The sequence below is a fragment of the Streptomyces europaeiscabiei genome, assembly GCF_036346855.1.
GTDB lineage: Bacteria > Actinomycetota > Actinomycetes > Streptomycetales > Streptomycetaceae > Streptomyces > Streptomyces europaeiscabiei.
The window spans coordinates 7,282,030-7,304,299 of sequence record NZ_CP107841.1 but is presented as its reverse complement, the minus strand read 5'-3'; the positions used below and the strand labels follow the sequence as shown (position 1 = coordinate 7,304,299).

Below are 22,270 nucleotides of genomic sequence, written 5' to 3'. Positions count from 1 at the left end.
CCTGTCATGCCCTGGGAGCAGAACCGATGAGCAGTAGCCCCACCGCTGGATCGCGCCGTACCGCGCTCGATGCCCTGCATCGCTCGCTCGGTGCGACGATGACCGACTTCGCAGGCTGGGACATGCCCCTGCGCTACGGCTCCGAACGCGACGAGCACACCGCCGTCCGCACGAAGGCCGGCCTCTTCGACCTCTCCCACATGGGCGAGATCACCGTCTCCGGCCCGCAGGCCGCCTCGCTGCTCGATCACGCGCTGGTCGGCAACATCGGCGGTGTGAAGCCCGGCCGCGCCCGCTACACCATGATCTGCCGCGAGGACGGCGGCATCCTCGACGACCTGATCGTCTACCGCCTGGGCGAGACCGAGTACATGGTCGTCGCGAACGCCTCCAACGCCCAGGTCGTGCTGGACGCGCTCGTCGAGCGTTCCGCCGGGTTCGACGCCGAGGTGCGGGACGACCGGGACGCGTACGCGCTGCTCGCCGTCCAGGGCCCCGAGTCGCCCGGCATCCTGGCCGCCCTCACCGACGCCGACCTCGACGGTCTGAAGTACTACGCGGGGCTGCCCGGCACGGTCGCCGGGGTCCCCGCGCTGATCGCCCGGACCGGGTACACCGGTGAGGACGGCTTCGAGCTGTTCGTGAAGCCGGAGCACGCCGTCGAGCTGTGGCAGGCGCTGACCAAGGCGGGCGAGGGCGCGGGCCTGGTGCCCTGCGGGCTGTCCTGCCGGGACACGCTGCGCCTGGAGGCGGGCATGCCGCTGTACGGTCACGAGCTGACCACCGAGCTGACGCCGTTCGACGCCGGGCTCGGGCGCGTCGTGAAGTTCGAGAAGGAGGGCGACTTCGTCGGGCGTACGGCGCTGACTGCGGCCGCCGAGCGCGCCGCCTCGGCCCCGCCCCGCGTCCTCGTCGGCCTGGTCGCCGAGGGCCGCCGGGTGCCGCGCGCCGGATACCCGGTCGTCGCCGACGGCAAGGTGATCGGCGAGGTCACCTCCGGCGCTCCCTCCCCGACGCTGGGCAGGCCGATCGCCATGGCGTACGTCGACGCCACGCACGCCGCGCCGGGCACGGCCGGTGTGGGCGTGGACATCCGGGGCAGCCACGAGCCGTACGAGGTCGTGGCGCTGCCGTTCTACAAGCGGCAGAAGTGACACCTTCGTAGTCGTCCGCCCGTAGTCGTGTGCGAGGTCGTACACGTAGTCGTTCGGAAGCGGCACCCGTGTGGACCCCGAGAGTGACACTGGGCACATCCGCGCTGCTCAACAGCGGTTTCAGCAGTCCCCCCCCTTCCTCACCACTCCCCCGCGTACAGGAGAATTCAGGCCATGAGCAACCCCCAGCAGCTGCGTTACAGCAAGGAGCACGAGTGGCTGTCGGTCGCCGAGGACGGCGTCTCGACGGTCGGCATCACGGAGTTCGCGGCGAACGCGCTCGGCGATGTCGTCTACGCCCAGCTTCCCGAGGTGGGCTCCACCGTGGCCGCGGGCGAGACCTGCGGCGAACTGGAGTCCACGAAGTCGGTCAGCGACCTGTACTCACCGGTCTCCGGTGAGATCACCGAGATCAACGAGGACGTCGTCAACGACCCGTCGCTGGTGAACACCGCCCCGTTCGAGGGCGGCTGGCTGTTCAAGGTACGAGTCGCGCAGGAGCCGGACGACCTGCTCACCGCCGACGAGTACGTCGCCCACACCGCCGGCTGAGAGGACGAGGTCGTACGCATGTCGCTTCTGAACACGCCCCTGCACGAGCTGGACCCCGAGGTCGCCGCCGCCGTCGACGCCGAGCTGCACCGCCAGCAGTCCACCCTGGAAATGATCGCCTCGGAGAACTTCGCCCCCGTCGCGGTCATGGAGGCCCAGGGCACCGTCCTGACCAACAAGTACGCCGAGGGCTACCCCGGCCGCCGCTACTACGGCGGCTGCGAACACGTCGACGTCACCGAACAGATCGCCATCGACCGCCTCAAGGACCTCTTCGGCGCCGAATACGCCAACGTCCAGCCCCACTCCGGCGCCTCCGCCAACCAGGCCGCCCTCTTCGCCCTCGCCCAGCCCGGCGACACCATCCTCGGCCTCGACCTCGCCCACGGCGGCCACCTCACCCACGGCATGCGCCTGAACTTCTCCGGCAAACAGTTCAACGTCGTCGCCTACCACGTCGACACCGCCACCGGCCTCGTCGACATGGCCGAACTGGAGAAGCTCGCCAAGGAGCACCGCCCGAAGGTGATCATCGCGGGCTGGTCGGCGTACCCGCGTCAGCTGGACTTCGCCGAGTTCCGCCGGATCGCCGACGAGGTCGGGGCGTATCTGTGGGTGGACATGGCGCACTTCGCGGGCCTGGTCGCCGCCGGACTGCACCCCAACCCCGTCGAGTACGCGGACGTGGTCACCTCCACCACCCACAAGACCCTCGGCGGCCCGCGCGGCGGCATCATCCTGGCGAAGAAGGAGTTCGCGAAGAAGCTGAACTCCTCCGTCTTCCCGGGCTTCCAGGGCGGTCCGCTGGAGCATGTGATCGCGGCGAAGGCGGTGTCCTTCAAGGTCGCGGCCTCCGAGGAGTTCAGGGAGCGCCAGCGCCGTACGGTCGAGGGCGCGCGGATCCTCGCCGAGCGGCTGACGGCCCCGGACGCCCGGGAGGCCGGTGTCGACGTCCTGTCCGGCGGCACCGACGTGCATCTGATCCTGGTCGACCTGCGCGCCTCCGAGCTGGACGGGCAGCAGGCCGAGGACCGTCTCCACGAGGTCGGCATCACCGTCAACCGCAACGCCGTCCCCAACGACCCGCGTCCGCCGATGGTCACCTCCGGGCTCCGCATCGGCACCCCGGCCCTGGCCACCCGCGGCTTCACCGCCGAGGACTTCACCGAGGTCGCGGACGTCATCGCCGAGGCGCTGAAGCCGTCGTACGACGTCGAGGCCCTCAGGACCCGGGTCAAGGCCCTCGCCGACAAGCACCCGCTGTACCCGGGGCTGGGGAAGTAACCCCGACTTCATCGGTACGTAGTCCCGCTCTTCCGGGGCACCGCACACTGGGGAGTGCGCGGTGCCCCACCCCCTGCACCAACCTCCCCCGTTCTGAGGAGTCACCGTGGCCATCTCGGTCTTCGACCTGTTCTCGATCGGCATCGGCCCGTCCAGCTCCCACACGGTCGGCCCGATGCGCGCCGCCCGCATGTTCGCCCGGCGGCTGCGCAACGAGGAGCTGCTCGCGGGCGTGGCCTCGGTGCGCGTCGAGCTGTACGGCTCGCTGGGCGCCACCGGCCATGGCCACGGCACCCCCAAGGCCGTACTCCTGGGCCTGGAAGGCGCCTCACCGCGCACGGTGGACGTCGAGTCGGCCGACGCGCGGGTGGAAGCGATCAAGGAGGCGGGCCGTATCCGCCTCCTGGACGACCACGAGATCCCCTTCTCCTTCGACAAGGACCTGGTCCTGCACCGCCGCAAGACGCTGCCGTACCACGCCAACGGCATGACCGTCTGGGCCTACGACGCGGCGGGCACGGAGCTGTTGTCGAAGACGTACTACTCCGTCGGCGGCGGCTTCGTCGTCGACGAGGACGCGGTCGGCGCGGACCGCATCAAACTCGACGACACGCCCCTCAAGTACCCCTTCCGCACGGGCGACGAGCTGCTCCGCGTGGCGAAGGAGACGGGTCTGTCGATCTCCGCCCTGATGCTGGAGAACGAGCGGGCCTGGCGCAGCGAGGACGAGATCCGTTCCGGTCTCCTCGACATCTGGCGCGTGATGCAGGCGTGTGTCTCCCGCGGCATGTCCCGCGAGGGCATCCTGCCCGGCGGTCTGCGCGTACGCCGCCGCGCGTCCATGTCGGCCCGTCAACTGCGGGCGGAGGGCGACCCGTTGGCCCGCTCCATGGAGTGGATCACGCTGTACGCGATGGCGGTGAACGAGGAGAACGCGGCGGGCGGCCGGGTGGTGACGGCCCCCACGAACGGCGCGGCCGGCATCATCCCCGCCGTCCTGCACTACTACATCAACTTCGTCCCGGGCGCGGACGAGGACGGAGTCGTACGGTTCATGCTGGCCGCCGGCGCCATCGGCATGCTCTTCAAGGAGAACGCCTCCATCTCCGGCGCCGAGGTCGGCTGCCAGGGCGAGGTCGGCTCCGCCTGCTCCATGGCCGCCGGAGCCCTCGCCGAAGTCCTCGGCGGCTCCCCCGAACAGGTCGAGAACGCCGCCGAGATCGGCATGGAACACAACCTCGGCCTCACCTGCGACCCCGTCGGCGGCCTCGTCCAGATCCCCTGCATCGAACGCAACGGCATGGCCGCCGTGAAGGCCGTCACAGCCGCCCGCATGGCCATGCGGGGCGACGGCACCCACAAGGTGTCCCTCGACAAGGTCATCAAGACGATGAAGGAGACCGGCGCCGACATGAGCGTCAAGTACAAGGAGACGGCCCGGGGCGGGCTTGCGGTGAACATCATCGAGTGCTGAGGGGATAGGCCCTGACCAGCGCGTTCGTTTCTTTCAGCGCTGTCAGGGCCTTCCCTGTCCACGCGGCGGAAAGTCCCCGGAACGCCCCTGGGACAGGCGTGGAGGTCCCCCTGCACTCGCCTTCCCCCTGGCCGTCCGATCCGCGACCACGTGCTCGTCCGCGGGTCGACCCGCAGAGGACGAGCGACGCCTGCGGCCGCGTACCACGCCGTCTTCCCGATCCCGCCCGCGCGCTCCCTGACGCCCCGGCGGTGGGCCAACGCCTCCGCGAGCAGCGGTCCTCGCCCGCCCGACTCCAGGACGTCCTGTCCGACACCCCATAGGCCGAGTACGGCATGCGGAGCGGCCCGGGACCTCGGCACTCTTCGGCGGAAGCGGGCCAGCCGGAAGGTGACCTCGTTCGAGGTGAAGCTCTCTGCCATGGCGCCCTCTAGAGGGTCGTCGGCCTGCCCTGCACGCACCCCTGTCACGCCTCCACCTCAGGTGGGCGCCACCGCGGACTCGCTGTCAGCCCAACTCCCATTCTGGTGACTCCGTGATGGTCAGGGCCGCTGCTGTGCAGATCCAGCCCGGGCCGTGCGACATCAGCAGCACGTTGTCACCCGGGCCGACCTCGCGGGTGCGGATCATGTGCTCCAAGGCGAGGAACACGTCTGCTCCTCCGACGTGTCCGACCCGCTTGCCGAACTCGAAGCCGGACCGTGACATCGGCAGCCCGAGGGGCGCCATCACTGCGTACTCGACGACGCGCCTGTCGACATGGGTCGTCAGAACCTTGGAGACGTCGGATGCGTTGAGACCGGCATCAACCAGCGTTCTCTGCATGATTTCCAGGTCGAACCGCGTCATCCATTCAAACGTCTCCGTGATCGACAGGTCGGACTCGTAGAAGTCCATGGTCTGCTGGGTCATCGCAGTCATGTCGGATGCCGCAGTTCCATCGTCGTACAAGGGTCCGTTGCCGCGGTGCCACCGCTCCAGCCGATGCAAAACCCCGGCGTTCAGTGACTTCACTTCGGCGATACCCTCGTCGGCACTCACCAACGCCGACGCGCCACCGTCGCCCAGGATATATGTTTGATTCTGACCGTCGGCCCATCGGTTAATTCCAGAAGAGCTGAAGTTCTCCCCGGTGGTAATCAGCACCGACTCGGCCGCGGCAGCACCTGTGATCTGCCCGATGGCGATCTCCAGCGCTCCAAGCATTCCGTTGCAGCCTTGCCGCAGATAGAATGCCGGAATATTTCCCAGCCCCAATTCCCGCATGATGTAGCCGGGCGGATAGGAACCCTCGGGTCCCTGGTACGCGACAGCACTGTGCAGATGCACGGAAATCTCGTCGGGCTGGATTTTCGACCGGCTCAGGGCCTGCCGCGCGGCGTTCGCAGCCAGGTCCATGGCGGGCGTCTCACCGGCCACACAGGCACCCGTGAGGCCGGTGGTGGTCAGCATTTCCTGCGAGAGCAGCCCGTCCGCAACCGCCTGCTCCGCGTCAGCCCACTCGTGGAGATCGACACCCAATGAGTCTATGTAAACGCCGTCGACTTGCATCAGAATTCTCCCAGTTCACTAGGCACGGGCCACCGCTCACCGGCTACCGGCCCGACGTCCGGTCGACCGCACAGCCCACCCACTGAAGCACAGATCTTCATTGGCCTTGCCGGCCCACGAGTAGAACCTCGGCGATGACTAGGGCTTTCCCTAGAGGAACCTCCCGGCACCGGAGCCCCTCAATGCCATACATCACGCTGAAACAGCCTTGGTTCCGACCGCAGCCGTCGGGAAGGTCCGCCAGGAAACCCTCTCCATGCAATCCATCCGCACAACAGCGTTCCGCAAATAGGCCCAGGAAGGAAAGAATTCTTTATGAAGGTCATGTTTACATGCCTGCCGGAGAAGTCCCACATCTATGGCATGGCACCGCTCGCCTGGGCTCTAACGGCAGCCGGGCACGAGGTGATGATGCCGAACAGCCCAGGTTTCACAGACGTGATCACCGGGACCGGTCTTGTCGCGGCTCCAGTCGGCCGTGACCATACGATGCATCCGCGACTTGCCGCGGCCCGTGAGACACAGGACAGCGAGTTGACCAACTGGAGCAGACTCGCGCAGGGCGAAACGGATGTGGCCACCCTGCGCGAATGTTACGAACTGAGCGTCCCGTACGGTTATGCCCTGTTCAACGATCCGGTTATGGACGAACTGGTGGCTCTGGCGCAGAGTTGGCGGCCGGACGTGGTGGTTCGGGATCCGCTCTCGTACGCCGGGGCCATGGCCGCCCGCGCTGCGGGAGCCTTGCATCTGCGGATGTTGTGGTGCGCCGATGTTTTCGGCATAGCCCGCAGCCGCTATGTGCGCCTCATGGCAGAACTCCCTGAGAGCGAGCGGGTCGACCCGCTCGCCGACTGGATGAACGAGCGCGGTCGGCCATACGGAATCGTCTCTGACGAGCAACTCCTGCAGGGCGACTACACCCTGGATCTTCTTCCGCCGAGCCTGCGCCCGGCTACCCCGTTGCCGCAGCTCACGCTGCGCTACCAGCCCTACAACGGCGCGGCCGTGCTCTGGGACTGGCTACGTGAGCCGCCCAAGCGCCCGCGCGTCTGCCTCACGCTCGGCAACATGAACACCGAAGCGTATGCCGGTGATTACATCTCCATACCCACGATTCTCGATGCACTGTCCGACCTCGACATCGAAGTCGTGGTCACGGTTCTGCCTCAGCAGAAAGCCGAGTTGGGCCCTGTCCCGGCCAATGCCGTCGTCGTCGACGACGTGGCGCTGCACACCCTGCTGCCAAGTTGCTCGGCAGTCATCCACCACGGTGGCTGGGGCACCTTCTCCACCGCCCTGACCTACGCGGTCCCGCAGCTCATCCTCTCCACCTACATTGCCGACCAGGAACTGCGTGGTCGGACACTGGAGCGGGAGGGCGCAGGATTCTTCGTTCACCACAGCGAGATAACGGCTGGGCAGGTCCGCGAGCAGTTGCTCAGGCTCTTGCAGGACCCGAGCCACCGAGCGGAAGCACTCCGACTGAGCGAGGAGGTGGCCACCATGCCGACCGCCTACGACACCGTCGCGGTGCTGGAGAAGCTGGTCGCGGAGCGAGCACAGAGGCCGAGTGGTACCTAGCCTGCCGCACCGGCCGGTCTACATCACACTGCTCCATGGCCGCCGGCGGGCGGGACGGAGGATGCGGCGGCGGCCGGTGGTGATGAGCTGGGTGGCGGTGGAGAACAGCCGCGGGCGCAGGCGGCGGGGCTCCGGGGACGGGGCTTGCCGGGCGAGCATGGGCTTCCGGGCGAGCATGGGCTTCCGGGCGAGCAGGTCCGGGGCGATCTGGACGATCTCCAGCCGGATCTGGCTCTGCACCATGTCGTGGAGCGGGAGGCTGCGCGGGCCGGTGGCGCGGGCGGCGCGGATGCGGTCTTCGGCGCGGGCGCGCCGGCGCCGACGCAGTTCCAGCGCGGCGATCGGGGTGTCCTTGGTGTGGGTGGCGAAGCAGGCAAGCGCATGCCGTCGAGGGTCAGGGCGCGGTCGCCCGGGACGACTCGGTGACGCGGCGGGGGGCCGCCTCGCGGCCGGTCAGGCCCGCCAGGGACAGGGCGCCGGGGCCGGCGAAGACCAGGAGGAGGAAGCCCCAGCAGAAGTCGAGGGTCAGGGCGCGGTCGCCCGGGACGACTCGGTGACGCGGCGGGGGGCCGCCTCGCGGCCGGTCAGGCCCGCCAGGGACAGGGCGCCGGGGCCGGTGAAGACCAGGAGGAGGAAACCCCAGCAGAAGAGGACGGGGGCGAGGCCGCCGTTCTGGAGGGGGAAGAGGCCGTCCTTCTGGTGTTCCGTGAAGTAGGCGAAGGCCATGACGCCCGAGCTGAGGAACGCGGCGCCGCGGGTCGCGACACCGAGGAGTATGAGGACGCCGCAGGTCAGCTCGATGACTCCGGCGTACCAGAAGGGCCAGTCGCCGACCGGGCTCGCCTTGCGGTCCAGGATCCCGAAGACCGTGGCTGCGCCCTCGCTGGCGAACAGCAGGCCCAGGACGATGCGGAACAGGCCCAGGACGAGGGGTTGGCGCGTGGTGAGCCAGTCGTTCAGGCGCGGGGTGCTGCTCATGGGTACTCCTCGGATGTGTCGGCTACGCGTGGGTGCTCCCGGTTCTTCGTTACGCATGCGCCCGGTCTCCGGTTCAGGGAGCCCGGCGCCGACTTCGGGGCGGCGTACAAGACGTCCGCACCACGCCGGGTGCCGGTCAGGTGTTCTCGCCCGGGTTCGCGAGGGCCGTGCCGAGTTCTGCTCTGCGGCGGATGCCGAGCTTGCGGTAGGTACTGGTCAGGTGGGTCTCGACGGTGCGGCGGGCGAGGTGCAGGAGTTGGGCTATCTCGGTGTTCGTGCGGCTCTGCGCGGCGAGTTCGGCGATGCGGCGCTCGGCCGCGGTGAGGGCGGAGGGGCCGGTCAGGGCCGCCGCCGTGCGGCGGGCGCCGCCCTCGCGCAGGGCCTCCTCCGCGACCGCGCGCAGGCGGAGCGCGCCCAGGCGTTCGGCACGTCGGGCGGCCTCCCGGAAGACGTCACGGGCCCGCGCCCGCTCCCCGAGGGAGGCGAGAGCCCGCCCCTGCGCCACGAGCGCCGGTATCAGTTCCGTCTCCACCGGCATCCCACCGGGCATTCCACCCGGCGCACCGTCCGACGCTCCGTCCTGCACTCCGTCCGGCGCCTCGACGGCCGCCCAGCCTCCGATCGACGGCACCGCGGACGCTCCGCCCACCGCCCAGCCGCCCACGGCCCGTGCGGAGGCTCCGCCCGGCGCCCAGCCGTGCACGGCCGTCGCCATCACCCGTGCTCCGCCCTGCCTCCAGCCGCCCCCGGCCGCGGCGGGCCCCCTGGCCGACAGCCGGCCGCCGGCCCCCGAAGCGGCGCCCCCCAGCGTCACGACCTCGGCCCCGGCCGCCCCCGCGGCCTCCTCCGCCGCCCCGTCGGCTCCCTTGCGCAGCATCCGTACCGCCCGGTCCCCCAGCTCCAGGCCCCGGCGGCCGCCCGTCGCCGTGCCGAGGGCGGAGAGGGCTCGGCCCAGCACGCGGGGGGTGTTCCAGACGGTGGCGAGGCGGAGTTCCTGTTCTTCGAGGGCCAGGGCCTCGTGGGGGCGGCCCAGGGCGAGGTGGCATTCGGCGGCGGCGGTGCGCCAGGGCGTGACGACGGGGCTGACGACGTCCCGGGCGCACTGGCGGCGGCCGCACTCCAGGAAGTCGTCGAGGGCGGCCGCCGGGTCGCCGGTGGCGACGCGAAGGAGGCCCCGGGCGTAGAGGAAGCGGTTCAGCTCCCAGGAGTCGTGGGCGCGTTGGAGGTCGAAGGCGTCGGCGAGGCGGGCGGCCTCGTCCGTACGGCCGGTCTCCACGAGGGCGATGACCGCGTGGGCCAGCGCGTTGGGGGACTCGGGACGGCCGGCGACCGCGCGCGCGACCTCGGGGTCGGCGAGGACCTCCTCGTGGGCGCCCCGTGCGGCGGCGATGTCGATACGGACGTTGAGGAGGGCCAGATGCATGGGGTGGAGGAGGGAGGTGCGCTGGCCGCTGAGGCCGCGGTGGACGAGGCGTTCGGCCTCGTCGAGCCGGTCGGCCCACTGGGCGACGGCGGCGGCGGTGCCCAGCAGGAAGACCTCGGACAGCGGGTCGGCCGGCTGGGCGAGGAGGGCCCGGACGCGGTGCATCGCCGAGGCCGCCGAGATCAGGCCGGCGGTGGCCTCGTAGCGGACGAGGAGGGCCTGTCCGGCGGTGCCGACCAGGTGGGGCGAGCGTTCGGCGGTCTCGCGCAGCCAGCGGTACACCTCCTGCCGTACGCCCTGGTCGTGGTCGGAGAGCAGCGCGGAGGCGGTCTGGACCGTGCGGATCAGGTCCGGGTGGCCCGTCAGGTGCTCGTCGCGCAGCCCGCGCAGCACGTCGACGGCGGCGCGGGCCTCGCCCCGGCGGGCCAGGGCGGTGCCGAGGGCGACCGCCGCGTGGACGCGTTCCCGGGGCGGGCCGGGCAGGCGCATCGCCTCGGCGAGCCGGGGGATGCCGGCGGTGGAGCGCACGGTGGCGTATTCCAGGGAGCCCAGTTCGGTGAGGACCACGGTGCGGCGGGCGGCCGGCATCGGTTCGTCGAGGGCGCGGCGGAGGTAGGCGAGGGCGTCGTCGCCGCGGTCGTCACGGACGGCGAGGTCGGCGGCGTCGAGCAGGGCGCCGGTCGCCCAGGCCTCGCCGACGGGGCCGGAGCGCAGCAGTTGGCCGGCGACGGCCTCGGCGTGGTCGCCGCGGTGCAGCATCGCCTCGGCCGCCCGGCGGTGGGCGGCCTGCCGGTCGGCGCCGGCCCAGCCGCCGAGCACGGCGTCCCGCAGCAGGGGGTGGGCGTAGCGGGGCCGTCCCTCGGGGTCGGGGCGCAGCAGGCCGAGACCGGTCATCGCGGTGAGCCAGCCGGGGACGCGGGCGGGGTCGGCGTCGGCCGTCCGGGCGAGCAGGTCGGCGTCGGCCGGTACGGGGGCGTCCTCGTCGTCCAGAGCGGCGAGCGCGCGGGCGATCCCGGTGGTCGCGGGCCCGGCACTGTCCAGCCACCAGGACACCGCGGCGGCGTAGGTGCCCGGATAGAGCGCCGCGCAGGTGTCCGGGAGGGCCGCCGGGGAGGCCTCGGGGTCGGCGTCGCGGAGGTCGGACAGCAGGGCGCGCAGCAGCAAGGGGCTGCTCGCGCCCGCACGTAAGCAGGCGTCCACCCAGTCCGACGGGGCGTCGCCGTGGACGGAACGGACCAGCCGCGCCCCGGCGTCCGGGCTCAGCGGGGCCAGGGTGCGGGTGTGCACGAGGGCAGGGGAGAGGGCGTGCGCGAGACCGTCCGCCGGGGGGTCGAGGTCGTACTGGCTGCGCTCGGTGACCACCAGGAGCACCGGCAGCCGGTCGATGCGGCGGACGGCCTCGACGAGCCAGCTGCGGGACGGCGTGTCGGCGAAGTGCGCGTCGTCCACGGCGACGAGCAGCGGGGACTCGGCCGCGTAGGAACGCAGCAGCCGCCACAGGCGCGCGGGCCTGCCCCGGTGCGGCTGGGTGCCCGGCGGGTCCGGCGCCTCGCCCACGGCCTGGTCGAACTCCGGCCCGTGGGAGAGGAGTTGAAAGACCGCGCCGAACGGTACGGAGCTGTGGTCGGGCGAGCAGCGGGCCCGCAGGACGCGCATGCCGTTGGCCGCCGCGTGCTCGGCGGCGGCCTCCAGGAGCGCGGTGCGACCGGTGCCGGTGGCGCCCCGCAGCAGCACCAGGCGGCCGGAGCCGGTCCGGGCGCGGGCGGCCTCGGCGGCCAGCAGCTCCAGGGGCTCACGGCGTTCGAGAAGCGGTTCCGGCGCGCACATCGCTGTCTCCTGTCGTGACTGTCATGGACCGTCATGAACTGTCGTGCCTGTCATGAGCTGTCGCGGGCCTGTCGTCATCCGCTTCCGTAGACGGGGCTTGGACCGTTGCGGTGCACCGGCCGCGGACAGTCGGCGGGAAAGCACCGTGGCCGGTCGTCCTGTGGTGAATCTCGTGGTGTGTCTCGTGGTCCTCCACGATTGCGCAGCGCACACGACACACAGAAGGGTGAATCGAGCCCATCAGCCACTCCCCTCACAGGAGCGGCGATTTCGTGCATACGGGAGAAACGGTTGCGCAGCACATTCCGGACCGCGGACACGACGGCGCCCACGGCCGGCGTCACAGCGGAGCACCAGGAGCCCCGGCGCCGTGTCCCGGTCGTGGTCCACACCCTCGACCCGCTCTCCCGCGCCGGAGTGCTCAGCCAGTTGCGCGGGCACCCGGTGATCGACCTGGTGGACGACGCCCAGGTACGGCCGGGCACCGTGGCCGTACTGGTCGGGGAGACGCCGGACGAGCCACTGCTGTCCGCGCTGCGCCGGATGGTGCGCAGCGAGGGGGCGCGGGCCGTCCTGGTGGTGAGCCTGATCCGCGAGACCGAACTGCTCGACGTCATCGAGTGCGGGGTCGGGGCCATCGTGTGGCGCCACGAGGCCACCGCGCACCGGCTGTCGCAGGCCGTGCTCGCGGCCTCGCGCGGGGACGGCGATCTGCCCGCAGATCTGCTCGGCCGGCTGATCAACCAGGTGGGGACGTTGCAGCGTTCCGTGGCCGGCCGCACCGGGGCGCCGCTGTCCGGCCTGGTGCCGCGTGAGATCGACGTCCTCCGGCTCGTCGCCGAGGGGATGGACACCGGCGAGATCGCGAGCAAACTCTCCTACTCCGAACGCACCGTCAAGAACGTGATGCACGGGCTCACCACCCGGCTGCATCTCCGCAACCGGGCGCACGCGGTGGCCTATGCCCTCCGGGAAGGCTACATCTGATCGAACGGGCAGACCCACCGGGCCCGCTGGGCAGGACACCGTGCCCCCTCGTCGTCCCCGGCGCGTCTGGAAGGGCGGCGCCGCAGCGGACAGGATCGACGGAAAGGCACACGACACAGCAGGAGCACGACCGTGATCCACGAGGTGGACGAGGTCCTCAAGGGACTGATCGGCGGTGGTGCCCTGGCCGGCTCCGGCATCGACGTCTCCTTCGAGGCGCCGACCCGCGACTGGGCGGCCCGGCGCAACGCGCCCGCCGTCAACACCTATCTGTACGACATCCGCGAGGACGTCTCCCGCCGCCAGCGCGGCCACATGCCGGTCCGCGACGAGCGCGACATCGTCGTACGCCGTCGGCAGCCGCCCCGCTGGTTCCGGCTGTCGTACCTGGTCACGGCGTGGACCAAACAGCCCCAGGACGAACACCGGCTGCTCTCCGCGGTGCTGGCCAACCTGCTGCCACGCGAGCTGCTGCCGCCCGCCGAACTTCCGGGCGCGCTGGGCGCGCTGGGCCTGTCCGTGCCGGTGTCGGTGGCGGGGCTGCACTCCGAGTCGCGGTCGCTCGCCGAGATCTGGTCCGCGCTGGGCGGCGAGCTGAAGCCGTCCCTCGACCTCGTCGTCACCGCCCCCTTCCCGGCCTTCCCCGAGTACGACGCCGGTCCCCCGGTCACCGAGGGTGCGGCGATCCGCGTACGCGGCGTGGACGGCTCCCCGGAGGGCTCCGAGGAACGCGCCCACCGGCCGGGGCAGTTGGCGTCCGCGCCCATCTCCGGAGAGCGGCAGGGCCGCCGTCCGACGTCCGTACCCGGCACCGGCACCGGCACCAGCACCAGCACCAGCACCAGCACCAGCACCGGAGAACGGCAGCGGTGAGCACTCACGCGTCTCCCGGCTCGCTGCCGGCTCACACCTCCCCCACCACCGGCACCCTCCTCCTCCGGCTCGCCCGACTGCGCGACCGTGTCGCCGAGTTGGTGGCCCAGCGCAGTGCCGGGGATCCGACGGCGGGTGATCCGCTGCGGGGGCTGTACGTGTCCGAGGAGGGCGTACGGCATCTGCTGGGGCCGTCGGCCGGGTCGTACGCCCCCGTGTTCGAGGGCTTCGAGGCCGCCGAGGCGGCCCCGGACGGTCCGCTGGAGCGGCTCTCAGGGCGGCTCGGGCTCACCGAGCTGGACACACGGATCCTGCTGATCGCCCTGGCGCCCGATCTGGACCGCTCCTACGAGCAGTTGTACGGGTATCTGAACGACGACGTCAGCAGGCGTCGGGCCACCATAGGGCTCGCACTCGACCTGTGCGGTCTGCCCGTGCATCTCGCTCGGGGGCGGGCCCGGTTCCTGCCCTCGGCGCCACTGAGCGCGCTCGGACTGCTGACCGTCGAGGAGACCGAACGTCCCTTCCTCGGGCGGGTGTTGCGGGTACCGGACCGGCTGGTCGCGCATCTGCTGGGCGACGACACGCTGGACGCGGGGCTCGTCGGTCATGTCCGCCCGCTCGCGTGGCCGTCGCCGCCGTCGTCCCTGGACGAGCCTTCGTCCTCGGCCGCGCCTGCGTCGTTGTCCCCGTCCCCGTCCCCGTCGTTGTCTCCGTCGTTGTCTCCGTCCCCGTCGTTGTCCCCATCGTTGTCCGTGTCCGTGGAGGACGGTGGGTTCACCGCCAGGCTGGCCGCCCGGCTGGCCGCCGCCCCGGTCACCGTCCATCTGCGGGAGCACCGTGAGGGCGACGGGCTGGTGCGTGCCTCGGCGGCACTTCGTGCGGCGGGGATGGAGGCGCTGCACTTCACGCCCCCGGCGGCCCAGGACGAGGGGGCCGTGCTCCTCCCCCGGCTGCTGCGCGAGGCCCGGCTGCGTGGTTGCGCGGTCGTGGTGTCGCCGCTGCCGGAGAAGCCGGGGCCGCTCGTCCGGGCCCTGACGGCGGCCGACGTGTCCGTGCTGTTCGCCGGGACGCAGCCGTACGACCCGCAGTGGTGCGACCGTGACCCGCTGGTCCTCGACGTGCCCCGGCCGCCCTCGGGCGCGGTGGACGCCTGGTCGGCGGCGCTCGGTGCCGGGTCGGAGGGGCCGGGGTTCGACCTGGCGGCCACGGTCGCCCCGTACCGGCTCGGCGGTGACCGGATCGCGCGGGCGGCCCGCGCCGCCGTGGACCTCGCGGCGTTCGACGGCACCGAGGTGACCGCCGCCCATCTGCGGCTGGCCGCGCGGCTGCAGTCCGCCTCCGGTCTGGAGCGGCACGCCCGCCGGATCCGCCCGGACGTCGGCTGGAACGACCTCGTCCTGCCGGACAAGCCCCTCGCCCAGCTGCGGGAACTCGCGCTGCGCGCCCGCCATCGCGACCGGGTGCTCGGCGACTGGCGGCTGAGTGCCGGGGGCGGCCGGGGTCACGGGGTCCTGGGGCTCTTCGCGGGCGAGTCGGGCACCGGCAAGACGCTGTCGGCGGAGGTCGTGGCCGCCGAACTCGGCCTGGACCTCTATGTCGTGCAGCTCTCCTCGATCGTCGACAAGTATGTGGGCGAGACCGAGAAGAACCTCGAACGGATCTTCACGGAGGCCGACCGCACGGACGCCGTGCTGCTCTTCGACGAGGCGGACGCCGTGTTCGGCAAACGGTCGGAGGTCAAGGACTCCCACGACAAGTACGCCAACATGGAGAGCGCCTATCTGCTCCAGCGTCTGGAGTCCTTCGACGGCATCGCCCTGCTGACCACGAATCTGCGGGCCAACATCGACGAGGCGTTCACACGACGGCTGGATCTGGTGGTCGACTTCCCGTTCCCGGACGCCGCCCAGCGGCTGGCCCTGTGGCGGCACAGCCTCGCCGCGGTGCCCCGCGCGGACGACACCGACCCGGCGGCGGTCGCCCGTGACTTCGAGCTGGCAGGCGGTTCCATCCGCAGCGCGGTCGTCACCGCCGCCTACGCCGCCGCCGGGCGCGCCGGGGCGGTCACCACTGCCGACCTGCGGGAGGGCGCGGAGCGCGAGTACCGCAAGGCCGGGCGGCTGGTGCCGGGCGAGGGCAACTGGTAGTCGGCGCGGCAGCAGTCGGGCGGGGCGCCGCGGTGAGGACGGCGAGAGCGCCCCCGGTGAGGACAGCGGGAGCGCCGCGGTGAGGACGCCCCGCCGGGAGGGCTACTTCACGCGCCACTTCTGGTTGGGCGTGCCCGCGCAGGTCCACAGCTGGAGCCTGGCGCCGTCGCCGGTGCCGTTGTCCTTCACGTCGACGCATTTGTCGGCCTGTGGGTTGACCAGGTCACCGGCCGTGCTGAGCACGAACTGCTGGGCGGGGTTGCCGCTGCACCTGGCCACCTGGATGACGGCGCCGTCGTCGCGGGAACCCCAGGCGACGTCCATGCACAGCCCGAGGGAGCGCACGGTGCCGTCGCCCCGGAAGTCCCACTTCTGGTTGGCGGTACCGGCGCAGTCCCAGATCTGGAGCGGGGTGCCGTCCTTGCCCTTGCCGTTCTTCGCGTCCGTGACGTCGACGCAGCGGTTCGAGGCCTGGCCGATGATCCTGAACCCCTTGGCGGCGGCCGGCTTCTTCGTCGTGGGTTTCGTGTCCGGTTCCTTGTCCGACCCCGACCCCGCTCCCGACCCCCCGGAGGCGGAGCCCGAACCGGAACCGGAACCGGATCCCGGACCCGGGTCCTCGGGCTCCTCCTCCCGCTGGGGAGCCTCGGGGGTCTCCGAGGGCAGCGGCGCCGCGGAGATGCTCGGCGCCGGGGCCATCGCGGACGGGCTGGCACTCGGCAGGGCCGTCGTGCCGGCCTGCTGGAGATCGGTCGCGGCGCTGGTGACCCTGGGCTGGTAGGCGAACCACAGCGTCACGAAGGTGATCGCCAGGGCCAGGAAGACTCCCGCGCAGGTGGCGAGCCAGCCCGGCAGCAACCCCCGCTGGACATAGGTGCCGTCGACGGACTGCGCTGCGACGCCCGCCCGTTGGACGGCGAGCGCGTACGGTCTCTCCTCCTTGGAACCGAACCAGATGACCTGCCGCGGCTTCAGCGTGGCCTTCACGAACGCGGCACGGCCGGGCTCGATCTGCACATTGCTCGGATGGATGTCGTACGACAGCTGGTCACCGTTGTCACTGCCACTGACGGCGGCGGTGACCTTCGTGTTGCCGAGGTTGTCGATGGCGAGCTCGGGCCGACCCCTGAACCGCCCCTTCACGGTCGGCGGCACGAGCTCCGCGCGTACCTCGGTGAACGGTGTGATCGTCAGGTTCCCCTCGGGGACGGTCGTCGCCTCCGGATGCTCGGTCGGCGTGATCCGCACCGCGTACGGGTTCGGGCCCGCCTTCGCGTCCGGGGTGCGTGGCGGAGCGAACGTCAGTTCCACCGTCCCCGTCGTCCCCGGGTACAGCCGCAGCGTCTGCGGCTCCACGGCCGTCCACGGCGCGATGTCCCCGACCGGCTCGAAGCGGTACTCGTCGACCACGTCACCGGTGTTGCGCAGACGCAGCCGAACGGTCGTGCTGCTCCCCGGATCCACGGTCGCGGAGGCGGGTTCGAGGGAGGTCCAGAGGCTCATGGTCAGGCCCCCGCGCCAGGAACGATCTGCCATTCCTGGTCGTCGGTGACGGTGCAGTGGAAGAGCATCAAGGTCACCTCGTCGCGCGTGTCTTCGTTGCCCGCGATTTCGAGACACCTGTTCTTGCTCGCGAAGTTGCGGATCCAGTAGCCGCCGCTCTGCTGCGGGTCGAGCCACCACAACTGGTTGTCGCTGGTCGTGCCGTCACAGGTGAACTCCGTGATCTTCGTATGGATCGGGTTCTCTCCGTAGTTCGGCAGGTCCATGCAGAGCTGGTCCTTGGCGTTGCGGATCTGGAAGAGATCACTGCCGTCGGGCGCCTTCTTCTCAGCCTTCACCTCCAGGTGCCAGAGCTGGTTGTCCGCCGTGCTGTCGTCGCAGGTGAACTGCTGCACCCGGCCGTCTCTCCGCCCGTTGCCCTCGCCGGGGACGTCGGCGCACAGCTTGGTGGCGAGGTTGCGCAGGAGGATGTTGCGCGCCGGCAGCACGCTCTCGTCCTTCTCCTCAGCCTGCTCGGTCGGCCCGGCGGTCTCGCCACCACCGCCACCACCACCGCCGTCGTCGTCCGCCTTCTCGGACGGGGCCGATTCCGCCTCCGGCTCCGGCGTCGGCTCCGGCTTCGCGGACTCCAGCGGTTGCGGCGAGGCCGAGGGAGGCAGCGTGCTGACACCGGCCTCCGTGAACTCGGTGGCGGCACTGGTCACCCTGGGCTGGAAGGCGAACCACATCGTCAGGAAGGTGATCGCGAGGGCCAGGAGGATGCCGAGGCAGGTGGCGAGCCAGCCGGGCAGGAAGCTGCGCTGCACATAGGTGCCCTCGACGTCGAGCGGCGTCACTCCCGACCGCTTCACCGCGAAGGTGTACGGCCGTTCCTCCTTCGACCCGAACCAGGTGATCTGCCGCGGCTTCAGCGTGGCCTTCACGAACGCGGCACGGCCGGGCTCGATCTGCACATTGCTCGGATGGATGTCGTACGACAGCTGGTCACCGTTGTCGCTGCCGCTGACCGACGCGGTGACCTTGGTGTTACCCAGGTTGTCGATGGCCAGCTTCGGCCGCCCCCGCAACCGCCCCTTCACCGTCGGCGGCACGAGCTCCGCCCGCACCTCGGTGAACGGCGTGATCGTCAGGCTCCCCTCGGGAACCGTCGCCGCCTCCGGATGTTCCGTCGGGATGATCCGCACCGCGTACGGGTTCGGGCCGGCCGTCGCGTCCGGGGTACGGGGCGGAGCGAACGTCAGTTCCACCGTCCCCGTCGTGCCCGGGTAGAGCCGCAGGGTCTGCGGCTCCACGGTCGTCCACGGCGCGATGTCACCGACCGGCTCGAAGCGGTACTCGTCGACCACGTCACCGGTGTTGCGCAGACGCAGCCGAACGGTCGTAGTACCACCGGGGTCCACCGCGGCCGACGCGGGTTCCAGAGAAGTCCAAAGGCTCACGGAGGGACGCTACGCGGCGGGCGTCGTCCGGTCAGGAGCCGTCGGGGCAGGCTCGGCTGCCCCGGCGGCCACCGGCGCCCGCCCCAACGGCCTTGCCCCAACAGCCTTGTCACACGGTGAACTTGACCGCTTCGAGCCAGATTCCGTTGTCGAGGGTGCCGCCGAAGATGTAGTTCTCCCCCTCGCCGGGTTTGTCGCAGGCCAGGTTCTGCCAGCCCCGGTCCTTCTGGTGGACCGACTGGCAGACCCCCCGGCCGCCGTTGTCGACGTTGATGGTGAAGCCCAGCATGTCCGGGGCGCCCGCCTTGGAGCTGCCGAAGTAGTTGTCGAGGCCGTCGGGTGCGTTCGACCAGGGCTTCGGGTAATGGCCCTGGCCGTTGGTCGAATCGGGGTTGTGGACGAACGCGGCACTGGCCGTGCCGTTGACGCCGGACACCGCGATGTTGAGAGCCTTGAGCGACCTGCCCTGGCCCACCGTGCCGGCCGTGTCGCCGTCGCACTCGGGGGCCGTCCAGCCCTTGCCCGTCACAAAGGCTCGGTAGCAGATGTGCCGGCCGCCCGGGTCCGCCGCGGCCAGCTGCCGTACGGCGGTCGCGGCCGTGGGCGCGGGCTTCTTCTTCTCCTCGGAACCACCGCCGGAGCCGCCGCCACTGCCGCCGCTGCCGTTCCCGCCGTCGCTGCCGGCTTCCGTCTCCGTCGCCTGCGGGGGTGCCGAGGAGGCGGGGGGCGCGGAGGGAGTGGGCGGCGGAGGGGTCGACACCGGTGCCGAAGGGCTGGGGGGCAGCGTGCTGACGCCGGTCTTCTGCAGCTCCGTGGCGGCGCTGATGACCTGGGGCCTGTAGGCGAGCCACAGGGTGAGGAAGGTGATCGCGAGGGCCAGGAGGATGCCGAGGCAGGTGGCGAGCCAGCCGGGCAGGAAGCTGCGCTGCACATAGGTGCCCTCGACGTCGAGCGGCGTCACTCCCGACCGCTTCACCGCGAAGGTGTACGGCCGTTCCTCCTTCGACCCGAACCAGGTGATCTGCCGCGGCTTCAGCGTGGCCTTCACGAACGCGGCACGGCCGGGCTCGATCTGCACATTGCTCGGATGGATGTCGTACGACAGCTGGTCACCGTTGTCGCTGCCGCTGACCGACGCGGTGACCTTGGTGTTGCCCAGGTTGTCGATGGCCAGCTTGGGCCGCCCCCGCAACCGCCCCTTCACCGTCGGCGGCACGAGCTCCGCCCGCACCTCGGTGAACGGCGTGATCGTCAGGCTCCCCTCGGGAACCGTCGCCGCCTCCGGATGCTCGGTCGGCGTGATGCGCACCGCATACGCGTTCGGTCCCGCCGTCGCGTCCGAGGTACGGGGCGGAGAGAACCGCAGCTCCACCGACCCCGTCGTCCCCGGATACAGGCGGAGCGTCTGCGGCTCCACGGTCGTCCACGGCGCGATGTCACCGACCGGCTCGAAGCGGTACTCGTCGACCACGTCACCGGTGTTGCGCAGACGCAGCCGAACGGTCGCACTGCTCCCCGGGTCCACGGTCGCGGAGGCGGGTTCGAGGGAAGTCCAGAGGCTCACGTCAGGACGCTACCGGGAGGGCGGGGGCCGGGTCAGGAGGAGAAAGTGCACGGTCGCGGTGCCCCAAAGGGCATCGCGCACGGGCCCGGGGACGCTCGCGGGGTATGTGCGGGGTGCTGCCGCCGGGTGTGCGCGAGCAGGCTGCCCCGGGGCGTTCCCGCCGATCGGCCGGACTGCCCCTGGGGGCAACGGATGTGCCCCCGATCAGGTACCGGAGGACGTTTCAGGGGACGCGCTTCGCGCGTGAGGGTGAGAGGCGACCTGTCTCGTACCCCAAGGAGAGCAGAGCATGCCGTCCTACCTGTCGCCGGGCGTCTACGTCGAGGAGGTGGCCAGCGGCTCGCGTCCCATCGAGGGTGTGGGTACCTCGGTGGCCGCCTTCGTCGGCCTGGCCCCGACCGGTCCGCTGAACGAGCCGACGCTGGTGACCAACTGGTCCCAGTACGTCGCCGCCTTCGGCGAGTTCACCGACGGCTACTACCTCGCGCACTCGGTGTACGGGTTCTTCAACAACGGCGGCAGCGCCGCGTACGTCGTCCGGGTCGGCGGCACGGACCAGGGCGGCGCGTCCGCCGGTGGCCCGGCAGCCGTGACGGGTGCCGCCGCGCCGGCCGCGCTGCCGCCGGGCGAGCCGAAGCAGCTGGGCACGTTCAGCGTGACCGCCATCGCCGGCGGTTCGCTGAGCGTCGAGGTCGCCGACCCCGAGGGCGAGGGCCCGGCCGAGCGGTTCAAGCTGGTCGTCAAGGACGGCGACAAGGCCGTGGAGACGTTCGACGTGACCGCCAAGAAGGGCGGGCGCAACTACGTCGTCACCCAGGTCAAGGAGCGCTCCAAGCTCATCGCGGTCCAGGAGACGGCGCCGGCCGCGCAGCTCGCGCGCCCCGACAACCAGACCGTGGCGCTGGCGGCCCCCGCCGCCCCGGCCGTCGTCGCGCCCGCCGCGACGGACGGCGGTCACCCCGGCCCGGCCGAGTACCTCGGCGACTCCGCCGACCGCACCGGCTTCGGCGGCCTGGAGGCCGTGGACGAGATCTCGATGGTCGCCGTGCCCGACCTGATGGCCGCCTACCAGCGCGGCGTGATCGACCTGGAGGCCGTCAAGGCGGTCCAGCTCGGTCTGATCGCGCACTGCGAGCTGATGGGCGACCGGGTCGCCGTCATCGACCCGCCGCCCGGCCTCAACGCCCGGCAGATCCGGGTCTGGCGCCAGGAGACCGCCGGGTACGACTCCAAGTACGCGGCCCTCTACTACCCCTGGATCAAGGTCTTCGACCCGGCCAGCGGCCAGTCCCGCGTCATCCCGCCGAGCGGTCACGTCGCCGGCGTCTGGGCCCGCAACGACTTCGAGCGCGGTGTGCACAAGGCGCCCGCCAACGAGGTCGTACGTGGCGCGGTCGACCTGGAGCTGCAGATCACCCGCGGCGAGCAGGACCTCCTCAACCCCATCGGCGTCAACTGCATCCGCGCCTTCCCGGGCCGCGGCATCCGCGTCTGGGGCGCCCGCACCATGTCCTCCGACCCGGCCTGGCGCTACCTCAACATCCGCCGGTACTTCAACTACCTGGAGGAGTCGATCCTGATCGGCACCCAGTGGGTGGTGTTCGAGCCGAACGACCACGCGCTGTGGGCCCGGATCCGGCGCAACGTCTCCGCGTTCCTGGTCAACGAGTGGCGCAGCGGCGCCCTCTTCGGCCAGCGGCCCGAGGACGCTTACTACGTCAAGTGCGACGACGAGACCAACCCGCCGGAGTCGGTCGACCTCGGCCGGGTCATCTGTGAGATCGGTATCGCCCCGGTCAAGCCCGCCGAGTTCGTGATCTTCCGGCTGGCCCAGTTCTCCAGCGGCAACGGAGAGCTGGAGGAGTAGCACTCGGTGCCCCTCCCCATCACAGCCCTCGTCCGCCACACCTCAAGACCCCTAGAAGGA

15 protein-coding genes and 1 pseudogene are annotated in these 22,270 nt (G+C 71.2%); 9 read left to right on the top strand and 7 right to left on the bottom strand.

Features of this window, described 5'->3' with window-relative positions; all coding sequences use genetic code 11:
- The first annotated feature begins 26 nt into the window (after nucleotides 1-26).
- From gcvT to OG858_RS32055, 4 genes are all read left to right on the top strand, one after another.
- Nucleotides 27-1,154: a glycine cleavage system aminomethyltransferase GcvT gene (gcvT, locus tag OG858_RS32070; RefSeq protein WP_319066608.1), complete on the top strand. Its 1,128-nt coding sequence runs from the start codon at nucleotides 27-29 to the stop codon at nucleotides 1,152-1,154.
- A gap of 174 nt (nucleotides 1,155-1,328) precedes the next feature.
- Nucleotides 1,329-1,706 carry a glycine cleavage system protein GcvH gene (gene gcvH / locus OG858_RS32065; RefSeq protein ID WP_037695734.1) on the top strand — a complete coding sequence of 126 codons (378 nt, stop codon included), beginning with the start codon at nucleotides 1,329-1,331 and terminating at the stop codon, nucleotides 1,704-1,706.
- A gap of 18 nt (nucleotides 1,707-1,724) precedes the next feature.
- On the top strand, nucleotides 1,725-2,990 hold the full coding sequence (glyA, locus tag OG858_RS32060; protein ID WP_327748364.1) for a serine hydroxymethyltransferase: 1,266 nt from the start codon (nucleotides 1,725-1,727) through the stop codon (nucleotides 2,988-2,990).
- A 106-nt stretch (nucleotides 2,991-3,096) separates the two neighbouring features.
- The gene (locus OG858_RS32055; protein ID WP_319268388.1) at nucleotides 3,097-4,464 is read left to right on the top strand and encodes an L-serine ammonia-lyase; all 1,368 of its coding nucleotides are present in this window, start codon (nucleotides 3,097-3,099) and stop codon (nucleotides 4,462-4,464) included.
- Between the two features lie 507 nt (nucleotides 4,465-4,971).
- Here the strand turns inward: OG858_RS32055 and OG858_RS32050 are convergent.
- Nucleotides 4,972-6,015: a ketoacyl-ACP synthase III family protein gene (locus OG858_RS32050; protein ID WP_086749740.1), complete on the bottom strand. Its 1,044-nt coding sequence runs from the start codon at nucleotides 6,013-6,015 to the stop codon at nucleotides 4,972-4,974.
- 315 nt (nucleotides 6,016-6,330) lie between these two features.
- Between OG858_RS32050 and OG858_RS32045 the strand changes: the two genes are divergently transcribed.
- Entirely contained in the window at nucleotides 6,331-7,599 is a 1,269-nt protein-coding gene (locus OG858_RS32045) for an activator-dependent family glycosyltransferase (protein WP_328544199.1), read from the top strand.
- An 18-nt stretch (nucleotides 7,600-7,617) separates the two neighbouring features.
- On the opposite strand, the pseudogene OG858_RS32040 reads toward OG858_RS32045, so the two are convergent.
- The 3 genes and pseudogenes from OG858_RS32040 to OG858_RS32030 all read right to left on the bottom strand — a co-directional run.
- Nucleotides 7,618-8,016 (bottom strand): annotated as a pseudogene (locus OG858_RS32040) (transposase); the annotation flags it as partial.
- 108 nt (nucleotides 8,017-8,124) lie between these two features.
- Nucleotides 8,125-8,577, bottom strand: coding sequence for a DoxX family protein (locus tag OG858_RS32035; protein WP_319069468.1), 453 nt, complete (start codon nucleotides 8,575-8,577; stop codon nucleotides 8,125-8,127).
- Between the two features lie 136 nt (nucleotides 8,578-8,713).
- Nucleotides 8,714-11,827, bottom strand: a complete 3,114-nt coding sequence (locus OG858_RS32030; protein ID WP_328544200.1) for a helix-turn-helix transcriptional regulator — start codon at nucleotides 11,825-11,827, stop codon at nucleotides 8,714-8,716.
- A 291-nt stretch (nucleotides 11,828-12,118) separates the two neighbouring features.
- On the opposite strand from OG858_RS32030, the gene OG858_RS32025 reads away from it, so the two are divergent.
- From OG858_RS32025 to OG858_RS32015, 3 genes are all read left to right on the top strand, one after another.
- Complete coding sequence (locus tag OG858_RS32025; protein WP_179201503.1) at nucleotides 12,119-12,814, top strand: helix-turn-helix transcriptional regulator; 696 nt, start codon at nucleotides 12,119-12,121, stop codon at nucleotides 12,812-12,814.
- Nucleotides 12,815-12,946: 132 nt separating this feature from the next.
- Complete coding sequence (locus OG858_RS32020; RefSeq protein ID WP_328544201.1) at nucleotides 12,947-13,687, top strand: DUF4255 domain-containing protein; 741 nt, start codon at nucleotides 12,947-12,949, stop codon at nucleotides 13,685-13,687.
- Complete coding sequence (locus OG858_RS32015) at nucleotides 13,684-15,837, top strand: ATP-binding protein (protein WP_319319190.1); 2,154 nt, start codon at nucleotides 13,684-13,686, stop codon at nucleotides 15,835-15,837. Before OG858_RS32020 ends, OG858_RS32015 begins: the two co-directional genes overlap by 4 nt.
- A gap of 102 nt (nucleotides 15,838-15,939) precedes the next feature.
- On the opposite strand, the gene OG858_RS32010 is transcribed toward OG858_RS32015, so the two are convergent.
- The 3 genes from OG858_RS32010 to OG858_RS32000 form a co-directional block, all read right to left on the bottom strand.
- Nucleotides 15,940-17,340 carry a ricin-type beta-trefoil lectin domain protein gene (locus tag OG858_RS32010; protein WP_328544202.1) on the bottom strand — a complete coding sequence of 467 codons (1,401 nt, stop codon included), beginning with the start codon at nucleotides 17,338-17,340 and terminating at the stop codon, nucleotides 15,940-15,942.
- 2 nt (nucleotides 17,341-17,342) lie between these two features.
- Nucleotides 17,343-18,779, bottom strand: coding sequence for an RICIN domain-containing protein (locus tag OG858_RS32005; protein WP_328544203.1), 1,437 nt, complete (start codon nucleotides 18,777-18,779; stop codon nucleotides 17,343-17,345).
- Nucleotides 18,780-18,888: 109 nt separating this feature from the next.
- Entirely contained in the window at nucleotides 18,889-20,343 is a 1,455-nt protein-coding gene (locus OG858_RS32000) for a hydrolase (protein WP_319268369.1), read from the bottom strand.
- Nucleotides 20,344-20,632: 289 nt separating this feature from the next.
- On the opposite strand from OG858_RS32000, the gene OG858_RS31995 reads away from it, so the two are divergent.
- Nucleotides 20,633-22,210, top strand: coding sequence for a phage tail sheath subtilisin-like domain-containing protein (locus tag OG858_RS31995; RefSeq protein WP_328544204.1), 1,578 nt, complete (start codon nucleotides 20,633-20,635; stop codon nucleotides 22,208-22,210).
- The last annotated feature ends 60 nt before the right edge of the window (nucleotides 22,211-22,270 follow it).

Bases quoted from the DNA above. Each gene is read 5' to 3' on its own strand.
- gcvT (WP_319066608.1), top strand. From the start codon at position 27: ATGAGCAGTAGCCCCACCGCTGGATCGCGCCGTACCGCGCTCGATGCC.
- gcvH (WP_037695734.1), top strand. From the start codon at position 1,329: ATGAGCAACCCCCAGCAGCTGCGTTACAGCAAGGAGCACGAGTGGCTG.
- glyA (WP_327748364.1), top strand. From the start codon at position 1,725: ATGTCGCTTCTGAACACGCCCCTGCACGAGCTGGACCCCGAGGTCGCC.
- OG858_RS32050 (WP_086749740.1), bottom strand. From the start codon at position 6,015: ATGCAAGTCGACGGCGTTTACATAGACTCATTGGGTGTCGATCTCCAC.
- OG858_RS32045 (WP_328544199.1), top strand. From the start codon at position 6,331: ATGAAGGTCATGTTTACATGCCTGCCGGAGAAGTCCCACATCTATGGC.
- OG858_RS32035 (WP_319069468.1), bottom strand. From the start codon at position 8,577: ATGAGCAGCACCCCGCGCCTGAACGACTGGCTCACCACGCGCCAACCC.
- OG858_RS32030 (WP_328544200.1), bottom strand. From the start codon at position 11,827: ATGTGCGCGCCGGAACCGCTTCTCGAACGCCGTGAGCCCCTGGAGCTG.
- OG858_RS32010 (WP_328544202.1), bottom strand. From the start codon at position 17,340: ATGAGCCTCTGGACCTCCCTCGAACCCGCCTCCGCGACCGTGGATCCG.
- OG858_RS31995 (WP_328544204.1), top strand. From the start codon at position 20,633: ATGCCGTCCTACCTGTCGCCGGGCGTCTACGTCGAGGAGGTGGCCAGC.